Here is a 14,757-nt window from a genome sequence, read left to right as displayed (position 1 = left end):
GGATATTCCCCTCTCAGTTTCCGGTTCCGATTGCATCCCATACCGGATGCAGCTCCTGTACCATCTGCGTAAAGATCCGATACTTTCTTTCGTATTCGGCAAATTTCTGAGGATCCGGCAGTACCGTGTCTCCGACATGCACCATGTGGGCTGCAGCCTCCTTGAGAGAGGCATATAGGCCGCAGGTCACCGCGCCGTTGATCGCACAGCCGAGTGTTCCAAGCTCATCCGAGAGAATCGTCTCAATGGGAAGGCCTAAAATATCGGCAAACATCTGCACCCAGAGCGTCGAATGCGCTGCGCCGCCCGCAAGACGAATGCAGCGCGGCGGGTGATCCTTCCGGCTCTCGAGAAGCTTATCGACATGCATCCGGTGATTAAACACCACACCTTCGAGCACCGCACGGATCATTTGCGCTTTGGTCGTTTGGGCATTCATTCCAATAAAGGCCCCGCGCGCACAGGGGTGATCCTGAGAACCGAAAATATAGGGCAGGTAATATAGATCCGTCGCCGGATCTACTGCCTCGGCAAGCGTGTCAAATACCTGATAAATGGAATGGCCTTGCCGGGCGGCCTCTTGCTTATCGGTATCAAATACATTCTTGGCGAGCCACGCGAGGTTTCCTGCAGAAGTCGGGCTGGATTCCTCAATCAAGTAATACTCCGGCATACAGAAAATCGAGTTCATGGCAACCGTGCCGTCAGTTACCGGCACCGATGAAATATATTCGTTGATGCTCCAGGTTCCGGCGATCACACAGAGGTTCTCCTCGTCCGTCACACCGGATGCCAGCGCACACGCATCGATATCGAACATTCCGCCGGCCACCGGCGTGCCCGCCTGCAGGCCGCACAGCGCCGCAGCTTCGTGCGTAATCCGGCCGCACAAATCCAGCGCACTGCACAGCGGCGGCATTTTATCAGCCATTTCCGGAATTCCAAACGCTTCAAACAACCGCGCATCATAGCTGCGGGTATGTAAATTCACGAGATTGGTTCCTGAAAAGTCGGTCATTTCGCCGTAGGCCTCGCCTGTCAGACAGTAACGGATATAATCCTTGGCTTCCAGAACCGTACCGATTTTTTCGTAAACCTCCGGCCGATGATCCTTCATCCAGCGCAGCAGCGCGCAGGGCTGGCTTACCAAAATGCTTTGGCAGGTCCACTCCCGGATTTTTTCCGCGGTACCGTCCTGTTCCCAAAGCGTCAAATATTCGTGCGCACGGGTATCGGTAGAAATGATGCCGTTGGCAAGCGGCTTCCCGTCGCCGTCAATCAGATAAAGTCCTTTTCCATGTCCGCAGCAGGCAACACAGGCGATCTCCGCCGGCTGGATGCCGGCTTTTTGAATGACCTCCCGGATACACCGAGCGGTTGCCTCCCAAAACTCTGTCAAATCCCGTTCTGTCTGGCCGGGCGCCGGCGTCAGCAGCCGTGTCGGATAGGAAACGACCGCAATCTCCCTGCCGGACGCATCACAAAGCGCTGCACGCGCAAGCGTACCGCCGTTATCGACTCCCAACAAGTACTGTTTCATAAAGTCCCCCTTATTTTAAGCGCGCTCCGGAAAATGCACAGCCGAATAACGCTCCACTTCCTTCAGCCATGCACCGCGCACCGGTACATTCTGCATTTCGCAGAACTGATCCCAGACATCTCCAAGCGGATAGGTCTTGAGTTCTTCCTGCAGCGCCATCTGCTCGGTAAACCGGCGTTCTTCCTGCATCTTCTTGAGTGTATCATGCGGCATCAGCAGCGCAGAGAGCAGCGCTTTCTGCATATTGCGCATCCCAACTGCCCAGGCGGCAATGCGGTTAATGCCGGCATCGAAGAAATCCAGCCCGATCACAACGCGGTCAAGCGCCTTGCAGCGAATGATTTCGCGTGCAATTTCCTGTGTATCGCCGTCGAGAAGCACCACATGGTCACTGTCCCAACGCATCGGACGGGTTACATGCAGTGCAATCCGATCCTCGAAAAGAAGCAGGGCAGAAATTTTATCTGCGATCGATTCTGTCGGGTGGAAATGCCCACTGTCCATCAGATAGAGCACATCCGGATTGTGCGCCACGTAATTCATGTAAAACTCGTGCGACCCGACCGTAAACGCTTCCACGCCGATTCCGAAAAGTTTGGCTTCTACGCAGTCGCGCATGTGTGCCGGATCATATTTGACGGCAAACATTTTATCAAGCGAATCCTTGAGCAGCATCCGCGGGCCCATCCGGTCCGCCGGAAAATCTTTATAGCCGTCCGGAATCCACACATCATGCAGACAGGAAGAGCCCAGCTGTGCGCCCATGTAATCTGCAATTTTCCGGCAGGCAATGCCGTGTTCGACCCAAAATTCCCGCACAGCAGGATCCGGATGCGCCAGCGTCAGATTGTCTGCTGCCATCGGATGTGAGAAGAACGAGGAGTTAAAGTCCAGCCCGATCCCCTCCGCGCGGGCAAAATCGACCCAAGGCTGGAAATGTCTCGGCTCAATGCGGTTGCGCGCAACTTTTTCGCCCGGCTGTCCAATGGCATACAGCGCATGCAGATTCAGCCGGTGCTTTCCAGGGATCACGGAAAACGCCATTTTGATGTCCGCCATCAGTTCTTCCGGATTCCGGGCTTTTCCCGGGAAATTTCCCGTTGCCGCGATTCCGCCGGACGCGCCGCCGTTATCTTCAAATCCGCCGATATCGTCCCCTTGCCAGCAATGCATGGAAATCGGCACGGACGCCAGCGTTTTCAGCGCCTGATCTGTATCGACACCGATCTGTGCATAAAGTTCTTTTGCAGATTCGTAACGATTCATTTTTACAGCCTCCCTGCTTTCTTCATCATAAATTCTTCCATAACGGAGTCTCTATGATTTGTATTGTAAGCCCGGAGCCGCTGAAAAAAGAAGGACGCTGGTTGATTTAAAATACGTCCTCATTTGCAAGGCTGCTTCTTTGCGGCGCACGTTTTTGTTGTCGGTATTCCCGTGGACTCACGCCGTATTTTTGACGAAAAGTCCGGTAAAAATAGCTTGTATTGCTATATCCGACCGCACTAATAATATCAGAAACGCTCAAATCGCTGTGCAGCAGCAAAAACTCTGCTCTGGAAAACCGCTGCTGCATCAATAGGTCCTGAAATGTCTTCCCAGTACCGGCTTTGATTAAACGGCTGAGCTGCGAGACAGGCTGATTGAGCCGTTTTGCGAGTGCGGTCAGCGACGCGTTCTCATAATGTTCTTCCAGATAACGAAGCGTCCTAAGAAGGATCGCATTCCGGTATGCGTCTGCCTTGCCGTGTGCAACTCGCTCTGTATGCTCCAGTAAATGCAGAAACAACAAGCCCATGGTAAGCTGGTCGGTATGTACCCGATGCGGACGCCGATCCCAGATTGACCAGATTAAATTCTCCATCAGGTTCTGCACCTGCGGAACGTCCGCGACATGAAACACCAAAAAGTCCGCTTCCGGATTCCGACTCCGCAGAGAGTTCATCACAAACCGGCTCAGCGCGCTTTCCTCTTCCAGAAGATCGAGCGCTACATCAAGAAATGCCGGCTTCATAAAAAAATTGACCGCCAGATCCTCTTTTCCGGCCGCATGAATAGCGTGGCTGGCATGCTGGTTTAGAATCAAAATCTCTCCCGCCCGGAGCGTCACCGGCGTCGTTCCGTTAATGACATGCCGCGTCTGCCCCGTACACATATAGATCATCTCGATATAATCATGGGTATGCTGCGGAAACTCCACAAACCGGGTGTGGCATCGCAGCCGAACCAGATCTTCTCCGATCATTTTGCGGCTTTCTATGGTAAAGTCCTCGCTGTCGCTGTAAATGTCCTTTTGCACCTGGTTTTCTCCGCGCAGAATCGCTTCCTCTTCCGGCGTAATGGCCGACAGCTTCTCTAGCAATCTCGGATCCATTTCTTTCCCTCCGCAAACGAAACCGTTTTTTCTGGATTCGGCATTTTCACCTTCTGCCTCCATTATAACACTTCGCATCCTATGGAACAATCCGCGTTTTTGCAGAAAGCCCCGCAGAAAAGCAGCGCTTTTCTCGGGGCTTTCCTTTTAAACAATTGCCCGCTTCACCTCTTCGATCCGCAAAACAATTGCCGTGATATCGTCGTCATGCCCGTCTGTCCGCTCCGATTGCGCACGGCGGACAATTTCCTCCGCCAAAATCTGCGGATCACTCTCCTTCCAATCCTCAATCAGATCGCAAATCCATTTTTCCCCGGTCGAAACCACGCCGTCTGTCAGAAGCACCAGCAGATCCCCTGGCCGAAGTTCTGCGTCCGCTTTGGCAAACTCCGCATCCTTGAGAATGCCCACCGGCAGCGCCGGAGCCTCCACGCGGATTGCCTGTCCGTTTTTGCGAAGGAAGCTGATCGGCGCGCCTGCCTTTCGCAGTTCCAGCTTTCCGCTAAACAGATCCAACGCCGCGACATCGACCGTCGCAAGCGATTCCTCGCCGGATTTTGCAATCAGCGCCGAATTGACAATCCGGAGCGCACAATCAAATCCAATCCCCGCTTTCAGCAGCATTTCCATCACGCCTGTCGCAAGCGCGCCATCCACCGCTGCGCGGCCGCCGGTGCCCATGCCATCGCTGACAATTGCAATCTGACGGCCGGTTCCATCCTGGAAACAAGCGTAGCTGTCCCCGCACAGTTCCCCATTTCCGCAAATATGCTGCGCACTTCCGATAGACACGTGCAGCGCTGCCTGTTCGCTGAACTGAATTTTGCAGAGTTTGGCCGTCATGCTGACACAGGGCGGCGAAAACGTCCGTCCGCAAACACGGGAAACCTCCCGCATCAGCGCCAGACGGTTCACTGGCTTCTTTCCAGGCTTTGCCGCCTCAATTTCCACCGTCATTCTGCCATATCGGTCTGTCCGGCAGCTGACCTCAATCGGGATCATCCCGTGGCCACGCAGCGCCTCCCCGATTTTTGCGGCTGCCTCAAAATCAAAGCGTTCAAACAGTTCCATTTCCTGCGAAAGATCCCCTAAAATCTGCGCGGTTGTCTGAAACTGATCCGCGACCATTTCTCGCACCTGCGCAACACGCCGCTGTGCCGCTTCCCGCGCCATGAATTCCCGATATCGCTGGTTGATCGCTGCGGTTAACTCGGGCAGTCTTCCGCAGCGTTCCTGCAAATCCGGAAGAAAATCCTCCTGCAGAACCACGCCGTTTTTTTGAAAGCATGCCGTCAGATGCTGCAGCGCGTCCATGTTTTCGCTGTAATTTTTCTCCCAGCAATATAGCTTCAGGCCGCAACCCATACAGGCTTCCTCCACTGCAAGCTTGTACACGCCCCCCATATCCGGCGCGCAGAGAGAAGAAAGCTTCCCGGAGATTTCCTCAACCGTTTCCGAAACATGTCCGAGCGCATGGGACGCATGAGAAAGTTTTAAAATCACCGAACGCCGCAGGCCTTCATTCTGTAAGGAAGCATCCGGCGCCCGGAACAGTCCTGCAATCCGCAGTTTTTTGACCGGACAGGCAAGAAACAGACCCGCCGCGGCTGCCGCGCTATAAAGTCCACTGACAACAGCCGGATCATTGCCCACCTGCAAAGACGCCATTCCAGTCGCAACAACATAGGCAACCGCACCCGCCAGGCGGCCAAGCGGCGCGAAAATTCCGGCCACTAACCCGCCTAGCGCATATGCGCCGGAGAGCGCTGTCAGTCCTGCAGAGGAAAGCCCCATAACCGCACCCGCGGCAATTCCTGCAACCGCACCCGCGGAGATGCCTCCATATCTGGAAAACAGCAATACCATCAACCCGACCACAATCTGCAGCACCGAAAATTTCCAGAGTTCCACGCCGGAAAGAATGAGCAGCGCTGTGCTGAACACCAGCGTCAGACTTGCAACGTCCTGTACATCCAAAGAGGAAACGGTCCGCCGCGCGGAAAGCACCCGTGCCGCCCGCGCAAAAAAATAGGCCGAACCGGCGCTGAGCAATGCCTCCGCAACATACATTGCCGCCGCATTTCGCATAGTACGGTTGGCAAAAACGACGGTCAGACCCGTTGCAAGCATCGGTAAAAAGCTGACAACAGGTGCAAATGCAAAATGGTTTTTCAGCCGGTCGAGATCATTAAGCGTCCAGCGAATGGCCGCAACCGCCAGTGTTGCCGCTATGTACCGCGCCGGTATGCTTAAAAGCGGAGAAAAAAGATAGCCCAGCACGGCCCCCGCTGCTGCAAACCACATATTTCCATAGGAAACTGCCGAAACCGCCACCACACCAAACGGTGCATACTGGCCGAACACCACACTGTGGGAAAACAGAAACCCCACCACGAAGTGAAGCAGCGAAACGCCCAGTTTCCGTACGGGTTCCGCCCGCAAGGATTCCCGCAATTTTGCGAGCACTTCCCCCGTTTTTTGCACAGCTGCTTTTTCCTTTTCCATAGTTCCAACTCCCAAGCCTCATCAAATTTTTGCGGCATTCCGGCTTCTGCCGTTCCTGCACCACCCACATTATAAGCTTGTCCACCAAAAGGATTTGTCGGAACCCGGCGCCGGATTCGCAAAGGTTCCGTCTGGTTCTGTCCTTTCGGTGCAGCTCTTGTCGGAAGGATTCCAAAAGTGGCTATTTCAAAAGTTTTCGGCCAGCTTTCCGGGTTTTTAATTGAAGGAAAAGGGAAAGCGTGTTATAATAATCGCAAAGCGTGTCACTTTGTCTTGCGTGTCTGTTATCTGTTCCATTTCGTATGCATAACAGGCGCTCTTTTTCCAAATGCAAAACGGAAAATGCCGCTTGGAATCTCAACATCAGCACCGCACATTGGAAAGCCAGCGGATTTTTCCGCTTTCCGAATACTGAAATGAAGGAAGTTGTTTTATGGAATATTCATTTTCCGACCGTGTCCTGGAATTAAAGCCTTCCGCAATCCGCGAAATTTTCAAATACGCGGCTGACCCGGAAGTCATCTCGCTTTCCGCCGGAAATCCGGCGCCGGAAGCCTTCCCGTCCAAAGCAATCGGAGAAATTGCCGCACAAATTTTTGCACAGGATCCCATTGGTGCTTTGCAGTACAGCGTCACCGAAGGCTACCCTGCACTTCGGCGGCATCTGCTCGCCTATATGCAGAAAACGCACCAGATCGGCCGTGCATTCGATGAGATTCTCATCACCTCCGGCGCACAGCAGGTCATGGACCTCTTTACCAAATCGGTCTGCAACGAGGGCGACGTCATTCTCTGCGAAGCGCCCAGCTTCATTGGTTCTCTGAACACCTTCCGCTCCTATAAGGCGCGCCTGTGCGGAATCCCCATGGAAGAGGACGGCATCAGTCTTTCCGGATTGGAAGATGCGCTAAAACGGGAAAAGCATGTAAAATTCCTCTATACGATTCCCAATTTTCAAAATCCGTCCGGCATTACCATGAGTCTCGAAAAACGCCACGGTGTCTATGAACTTGCCAAAAAGTATGGGATCATGATCCTTGAAGATAACCCCTATGGCGACCTTCGCTTTGCAGGAGAGCATATCCCGGCCATCAAATCGTTTGATGAAGAGGGAATCGTCATGTACGCGGGTACCTTCTCTAAGGTCATTTCCCCGGGCATGCGTGTGGGGTACGCGATCGGCCCGAAACCGATTCTGCAAAAAATGATCGTCTGCAAACAGGGCGAGGACGTCCACACCAACATTCTTGCCCAAATGATCTGCGATGAATTTATGACCAAATACGATTATGACGCGCACCTGGCGGGACTGCGGGAAATCTATCGTAAAAAATATGCGCTGGCTGAGGAGGCGCTGCAAAAGAACCTGGCCCCCGATGTCACCTGGACGCCTGTAGAAGGCGGACTTTTCATCTGGTGTACGCTGCCGGATACAATCGATATGCCCACATTCTGTAAGGAAGCCGTTCTGCGGAAGGTTTGCGTCGTTCCCGGAAACGCTTTCCTGACCAACGAAAACGATCCGTGCCATGCATTCCGGATCAACTTTTCAACACCGACCGACGAACAGCTTGTACGAGGAATTGAACTTCTCGGTACACTTCTGCGTGAGAAATTAGGAGGAAAAGCATAATGGAACAGACAGCTGAAGCGAAAAAAATTGTATTTAGTGGAATTCAGCCCAGCGGCGGAATTACCCTCGGGAACTATCTCGGTGCACTGAAGAACTGGATCACATTACAGGATGATTATCACTGCGTATATTCGCTCGTAGATCTGCACGCAATTACCGTCCGCCAGGATCCTGCCACCCTGCGCCGCAACACGCTTAACGCTTATGCGCTGCTGCTCGCTTGCGGAATGGACACGGAAAAATCGATCTTTTTTATCCAGAGCCACGTTCCCGCACATGCGGAGCTTGCCTGGATTCTCAACTGCTACACACAGTTCGGAGAGCTTTCCCGCATGACGCAGTTTAAGGACAAATCCGCAAAGCATGCCGACAACATCAATGCCGGTCTGTTTACCTATCCCACGCTGATGGCTGCAGACATTCTGCTGTATCAGGCGGATCTGGTTCCGGTCGGCGCAGACCAGAAGCAGCATCTGGAGCTTTCCCGTGACATCGCCGCGCGTTTTAACGGAATTTATGGCCAGACCTTTACGGTACCGGACGGCTATATTCCCAAAACAGGCGCCCGGATCATGTCTCTCCTCGATCCCACCAGAAAGATGTCCAAGTCCGACGAGTCGGAGGGCGCCTACATCGGCATGCTGGACAAGTCGGACGACATCATGCGCAAATTCCGGCGCGCAGTCACCGACAGCGAAGCCTGCGTCCGCTATGCAGAAGGAAAAGACGGCATCAATAACCTGATGGGTATTTATTCCTGTGTTACCGGAAAATCCTATGCAGAAATTGAGCAGGAATTCGACGGCAAAGGGTATGGCGATTTTAAAACCGCCGTCGGCGAAGCGGTCGTCGACCATCTCCGCCCGATCCAGGAAGAATTCGCACGGCTCTCTGCCGACAAGGCTTATATTGAACAGTGTTACACAGAAGGCGCCCGGAAGGCGGCTTCGCTTGCATCGCGCACGCTGCGGAAGGCCATGAAAAAGGTGGGCTTCATCCCGCGCGGATAAGACATCTTGATGAGACCGACCCTTTTTAATTGAAGCACCCCCAAAAGGTAAGACAAATAATTGTAAGGCAAATTGTTCAAGCCACCGAGAGGGCTTGCTGTCTGTGAATTGCAGGCGGCAGGCCCTTTCGCTTTGCCTTGATTCTACGTTTGTTGTAGTAATCCAGATATTTCCTGTTTGAAGTATTCCATAGACTGAAACTCCTGTAAATACAGTAGTCCACTCTTAAGGAAACCAAAGAATTTCTCTATCACGGCATTGTCCAGACACTTGCCTTTGCAGCTCATGCTTTGCCGAACACCCTTCTCCCGGAGCATTCGCTGATATTGCTTGTGCTGGTACTGCCAGCCTTGATCGGAGTGCAGGATATGGTTCGTTCCATTGAGGATTTTCTCAAACGCCTCGTCCAACATGGTCGTCACCATGCTCAGCACAGGTCGCTCCGAGATGATATAGCTGACCAGATCGCTGCTGTGCAGGTCGAGAATCGGGGACAAATAGAGTTTCTCTCCGAACAGGCTGAACTCCGTCACATCTGTGACCCACTTCTGGTTCGGTTTCTCGGCATGGAAGTCCCGATTCAGCAGATTCAGCGCGATTCTTTCGACTTCTTCTTTATAGGAACAATATTTCTTCATTCTGACATGAGACAAAACCATGCCCAGATCCTTCAGCAGTTTCTGGACGGCCTTATAGTTGGGATGCCCCGCTTGCGCAGTTCAGCCGTGATGCGGCGATACCCGTATCTCCCTTTATTTTCATGGAAGATAGTTGTGATTTCTACTTTCTACGCTATGTACTTATCCACTTTGTTCTGCCGTTTCAAGTGATAGTAAAATGTTGCTCTGGGTAATTGAGTGATTGAGAGCAACAGAGCCAGAGAATGCGTGTGCCTTAGTTTTGAACTACTTGCGTTTTTTGTGTTGACATCGCTCGTCTTCCAATACCAGAGCTTGCAAGTTTTTTAAGTAGTCATTCTCTGCACGCAGCCGCTGAACTTCTACCAGAAAGTCTTTCTCTGCTTCTTTTTGGCAGCTGCTTTGGCGGACAGCCCTTGCTGCCGCGGCCTCTGCACTCAATTGCAAAGCCTTCCGGTCCTTCTTCCAGATAGATTCGCTCCCACGCAGCGGCTCGATTATGCGGAAGCTTAAATCGCCGTTCCATTTCTTTATAGCCTAGCCGTTCCTTAGGTCCCGTCAAGATTTATGCGCAAAAAGGTTTGCAGCCTCCGGCTGAATGAAGTCAGCCGGCAATAGGGACGTCGTTAAAGCCGGGTCAATCCCAAATTCTGTGTAAACTGCAAAACGCGGCGCAAATAGAGCAAAATAATTTTAAGGCGGGAGCGGCGCAAGCTGCTGCCGCCTTGTCTATAAAATAACAGCGCTTCGAGGGTATGTCAAGGGCGGAGGCGTCAGCCTCCGTTCACCGGAGCGGTGCTGTCGCACCGCGCACGCAGATCCTTGACATACCGGTGTGCAGCCGGTCAATCCGGCATACGGTCGGCAAAGAACACGGCCAGCTGCGCATGAATCAGGCGCCAGTCCTGCCGCCTTCCGGTCCATTTCTTCGTAATATCCATCATGGCCAGATACAGCATTTTCAGCAGGCTGTCATCCGTAGGGAAGACCGATTTTGCCTTGGTTACTCTCCGCAGCTGCCGGTTAAAGCCTTCGATTGCATTGGTCGTATAGATCAGGCGGCGTACCTCCTGCGGGTACTTGAAATAAGCGCTCAGATTGGGCCAATTCTCCCGCCAGGACGGAGCGATCTTCGGGTATTTTTTGTCCCATTTCTCCGCAAAGGTATCCAGAGCATCCAGCGCAGCAGCCTCATCGACTGCGGCATAGACTGCCTTCAGGTCTGCCATGAGTGCCTTTATGTCCTTGTAGGACACATATTTGCTGGAATTGCGGAGCTGATGGATGATACAGTTCTGGATTTCCGTTTTGGGAAATACGGCTTCAATCGCTGCAGAAAACCCGGTCAGATTGTCTGTGCAGGCGATGAAAATGTCCTCAATTCCGCGGCTTTTCAGGCTGTTGAGTACCGTTGCCCAGTATTTGGCACTTTCATTTTCACCGACCCGCATGCCCAGAACGTCTTTCCTGCCGTCCAGATCAATGCCGATGGCGATATAGACTGCCTTCTTCACGATCTGTCCTTCGCTGCGGACATGGTAGTGGATGGCATCCAGAAAAACCACTGCGTAGACGATTTCCAGCGGCCGCTGCTGCCATTCTTTTGCGATGGGGAGAATCTTGTCCGTAATACGGCTCACGGCCGTGTCGGATACCTCTACGCCGCAGATATCCCGAATGTGAACCGCAATATCCGATGTTGTCATGCCCTTGGCGTACATGGACAGGATCTTCTCCTCGATGTCCTGACTGATGCCGGTCTGGTTTTTCCTCAGCACCTGAGGCTCAAATTCCCCCTTACGATCCCGGGGCACGGATATCTCCACATCGCCGAAGCCGGTTCGCAGCGTTTTGCTGCTGTGCCCGTTCCGGCTGTTGTCCGTGTCCTTGGTTTTATAGCCGTACCTGCTGCAGCCGAGTTCATCGTCCAGCTCCGCATCAAGGCTATTTTCCATAAATTCGGCAATCGTTTCCTTGAACAGGCTCTGAATGTCGTCCATGCTGCCGATGTTCGCCATCTGCAGCAGCTCTCTGCTCTTTTCCCTGCGGGCATTTTCTTCCGGGGTGCGTTTCTTTCTTGCCATTGTAAAACCTCCACTGTGGTGCTTCTATTATACACCACATTGGAGGTTTACACAAAGTATGGGACGGTCTCTCAGCCGGAGTCTGCAAACCTTTTTGCGCATAATTCTTGACAGTACCCGAATGCAGCAATCAAGTCTTCGTGATATAGCCCTTCTATATATAAAATTCGCAATATTCTTTCTTCTGGCATTGGAAACCTCTCCTTCTTTGAATGTCTTCGCAGCATTCCTTTTATCAGAATCCCCATGACCTTTCTATACCTTTGCCAAATTACAGACTTTTTTATGCGTCATCTCTACCATCTAATTCTTAACATGAAAGCTATCCCTTCCTTGCCACAACAAAAATACAACTCATTTTATAGTAGAAATACTTGTATTCTCCTCTTCTGAATACAAAATTGCTTTAAATCCAATTTCGACAGTTGTCCCCTTCTCCTTACTACTCGTAAAATGCATATAACAACTATTGCCATAATAATGTTTTAACCTTGCATAGGTGCCGCGCAAACCAAATGATTTTCCTATTTTTATACGGTCTTTTTCTGATAAGTATTTCTCTATCTGGATGTCAGTTCCAATTCCATTATCGTAAACCTCAAAAACAACATAGTCGTTTTTGAAATATGCTCGGATCCGGATTACACCTCTCCTAGACATCAGCATCGGTTTAATTCCATGATAGATAGAATTCTCAACAATAGGTTGCAACGTCAGCTTAATTACCTGAAAGGATTTTACTGCATCCTCAATCTCAAACTGCGCTTCGAAGATATCCTGATAACGAATCTTTTGAATAAATAAATAATTTTTTAACAACTGAATCTCTTCATTAACTGTAATGATGGTTTTCCCACTACTCAAACTCAGACGATAGAAGGCTCCTAACCGTTCGATTGTTTCCTGTGCGTCCTGATAACGTCCCAAAAAGATCAGAGAACTAATTGCATCAAACGTATTATACATAAAATGCGGTTTGATTTGTTCTTGTAATGCATTTAGTTCAATCATCCTTTTGGCTTCTTGCTCCTCAGTAATATTAGATATAAGACCAGAAATTCTAGTAACCATAAAATTATACCCATCCACCAATTTCTGTACTTCGAATATTTTAGTAGGAAGATGGATCATACAGAGTTTTTCTTGCGAAATATTATTCATGAATTTAGTAAGACTTCCAAGCGGAACAGTAATCCACCTTGAGATAACCCAAATAGATGCAACAAACAACACAAAAAAAACGGCCATAAAAAATACAGCTAAGTTGCGCAAATAGAAAATGGTACCATATGCCATATCAGCAGAATCAACATATAAGAAAGTCCAATTAAATTTTTCAATCGAACGGAGATAAATATTGGATGGAAGTATTTTATCTGGTTCAACGATCGCAGTGCTAATTTCAAAAATCTTATTTTGATTTAACTCTGTATTATTGTAGACAACTTGATTCGTGTCATCAAAAAGTATAAAAGAAAGATTTTCCGAAAGCGATGACACCGAAAGCATTTTTTCGAAATTGGTAGACAGCCGAATAGCTAACACCCCTACTGGTTTTTGTGTTTCTGTGCTGTTAATAATTCTTGCAAAAATGATATCCTTTGCTTCAGCCATGCCACCGCTTAATATTTTTCCGTAAATTATCATTCCCTCACCACTTGTTTTTGACAGTTTATCGTACCATTTTAGGTCTTTGAGGGGAATTACAAAATTTTCTTCTGTAGAGGAGCCCTGAGAATAAACATGGTCATGAAAATCGTAGATAAAAACTGCAGAAATATTGGGAATATTGTCAATGCACTTTCGCATTACTTCGTGAACATTTCTAATATTTTCAAGATCAGGATAGGAGTTGAAACCTCCCAATAATTTTTGCACCTGCATATCTCCTAAAATCATCATTGAACAATCATCAATACTGGAAAAGTTAGAGAGGAAGGAAGTCTCTAGAGATAGTAAAACTTGTGAGACAGAAAACGCTCTTTCTTTTTCGGCCGCTTTATTATATCGATTTAAGACTGTAAAAAAGCAACAAAAAAAAACTGCTGTAATCATCATTGTAACTACAACGAACAACTTTGTAAATTTATAAGACGTTTTCTTTTCAGTGGCATTGCCATTAACCTTTAATTGCACCAGCAAGCAAGCTCCCTTGAATTTTTTTTCCGATCAAACAATAGAATATTAACACCGGGAGGACCGTAATAAATAACCCCGCACCGATAATTCCCCAATCAGTAGAAAATTGCCCGCAAAGAGACATTACACCGGCTGTCAATGTTTTCAGATTCTGCTTGTTTAAATAGGTAATTGCTAACATTAATTCATTCCAGCAAGAGAGGAAAGTAAAGATGGAAATCGTTACAAGACTTCCCCGCAACAATGGGAAAACAATGCGAAAAAACATTCGATAGGCATTACAGCCATCAATGCAAGCGGATTCCTCAATTTCCTTCGGAATACCCAATAAAGTACTGCGCATGACACTGATTCCAAATGGGATTGCAAAAACGGTATATGGAATTACTAATGCCCAGTACGTATTAATCATAGATAAGTTCTGCAGGACAATGAAAAGCGGGAGCAACACGGCATGAATAGGGATCATTAATCCCAATAAAAGATAAAAGTAAACTGCATTCTGCAATTTCCACCGCATACGAACCAACCCATATGCACTCATTGCAATCAGCAAAGAGGATAATGCCAACGTTGCAATTGTAACAATCAAACTGTTTAAAAAGTATATTCCCACATTGCCTTTTGTCGCAACATAATTATAGTTTCCCCAAATGACAGGTTGTGGAAATCCCGCAACGTTTCCACCGAAAATCTGTGCATTATCTTTAAGTGAAAAAAAAGCAAGCCAGATCAAAGGATATACCTGAATCAACGCGACAAAAATAAAGATAATATGTAACCCAATTGCTAATATTTTCTTGCCAATGAGCTGTGGTCTCAAAACACGTTCCT

General features: G+C 49.6%; 10 protein-coding genes and 1 pseudogene. 2 read left to right on the top strand and 9 right to left on the bottom strand.

Annotated elements, in window-relative coordinates; all coding sequences use genetic code 11:
* Positions 1 to 13: 13 nt before the first annotated feature.
* The 4 genes from IAG03_RS04435 to IAG03_RS04420 all read right to left on the bottom strand — a co-directional run bounded on the left by IAG03_RS04435 (position 14) and on the right by IAG03_RS04420 (position 6,419).
* Positions 14 to 1,540: an FGGY-family carbohydrate kinase gene (locus IAG03_RS04435; protein WP_249318607.1), complete on the bottom strand. Its 1,527-nt coding sequence runs from the start codon at positions 1,538 to 1,540 to the stop codon at positions 14 to 16.
* A 15-nt stretch (positions 1,541 to 1,555) separates the two neighbouring features.
* On the bottom strand, positions 1,556 to 2,806 hold the full coding sequence (locus IAG03_RS04430) for an L-rhamnose isomerase (protein ID WP_249318606.1): 1,251 nt from the start codon (positions 2,804 to 2,806) through the stop codon (positions 1,556 to 1,558).
* A gap of 106 nt (positions 2,807 to 2,912) precedes the next feature.
* Complete coding sequence (locus tag IAG03_RS04425; RefSeq protein ID WP_249318605.1) at positions 2,913 to 3,914, bottom strand: helix-turn-helix domain-containing protein; 1,002 nt, start codon at positions 3,912 to 3,914, stop codon at positions 2,913 to 2,915.
* Between the two features lie 147 nt (positions 3,915 to 4,061).
* Positions 4,062 to 6,419 (bottom strand): SpoIIE family protein phosphatase, encoded by a 2,358-nt coding sequence (locus IAG03_RS04420; protein ID WP_249318604.1) that lies wholly within the window; start codon positions 6,417 to 6,419, stop codon positions 4,062 to 4,064.
* A 433-nt stretch (positions 6,420 to 6,852) separates the two neighbouring features.
* On the opposite strand from IAG03_RS04420, the gene IAG03_RS04415 reads away from it, so the two are divergent.
* Together IAG03_RS04415 and trpS are read left to right on the top strand one after the other, a co-directional pair.
* Entirely contained in the window at positions 6,853 to 8,052 is a 1,200-nt protein-coding gene (locus tag IAG03_RS04415) for an aminotransferase-like domain-containing protein (RefSeq protein WP_249318603.1), read from the top strand.
* A complete protein-coding gene (gene trpS, locus IAG03_RS04410) occupies positions 8,052 to 9,062 on the top strand; it encodes a tryptophan--tRNA ligase (RefSeq protein ID WP_249318602.1) in 1,011 nt (336 codons plus the stop codon). Before IAG03_RS04415 ends, trpS begins: the two co-directional genes overlap by 1 nt.
* A 143-nt stretch (positions 9,063 to 9,205) precedes the next feature.
* Here trpS and IAG03_RS04405 read toward each other — a convergent pair.
* The 5 genes and pseudogenes from IAG03_RS04405 to IAG03_RS04390 all read right to left on the bottom strand — a co-directional run.
* Positions 9,206 to 9,751, bottom strand: a pseudogene (locus IAG03_RS04405) (IS3 family transposase); the annotation flags it as partial.
* Positions 9,733 to 9,831, bottom strand: coding sequence for an IS3 family transposase (locus IAG03_RS14520; RefSeq protein WP_430472439.1), 99 nt, complete (start codon positions 9,829 to 9,831; stop codon positions 9,733 to 9,735). The gene IAG03_RS14520 and the pseudogene IAG03_RS04405, both read right to left, overlap by 19 nt.
* A 714-nt stretch (positions 9,832 to 10,545) precedes the next feature.
* Complete coding sequence (locus IAG03_RS04400; RefSeq protein ID WP_283242995.1) at positions 10,546 to 11,784, bottom strand: IS256 family transposase; 1,239 nt, start codon at positions 11,782 to 11,784, stop codon at positions 10,546 to 10,548.
* A gap of 354 nt (positions 11,785 to 12,138) precedes the next feature.
* Positions 12,139 to 13,920, bottom strand: a complete 1,782-nt coding sequence (locus tag IAG03_RS14395) for a histidine kinase (RefSeq protein ID WP_249318600.1) — start codon at positions 13,918 to 13,920, stop codon at positions 12,139 to 12,141.
* Complete coding sequence (locus tag IAG03_RS04390; RefSeq protein ID WP_249318599.1) at positions 13,904 to 14,746, bottom strand: carbohydrate ABC transporter permease; 843 nt, start codon at positions 14,744 to 14,746, stop codon at positions 13,904 to 13,906. Before IAG03_RS04390 ends, IAG03_RS14395 begins: the two co-directional genes overlap by 17 nt.
* Positions 14,747 to 14,757 lie beyond the last annotated feature (11 nt).

The sequence above is a fragment of the Yeguia hominis genome (assembly GCF_014384705.1).
Classification (GTDB): domain Bacteria; phylum Bacillota; class Clostridia; order Oscillospirales; family Acutalibacteraceae; genus Yeguia; species Yeguia hominis.
Note: the sequence above shows the minus strand (reverse complement) of the source record. Positions and strands in the feature narration are given on the sequence as shown.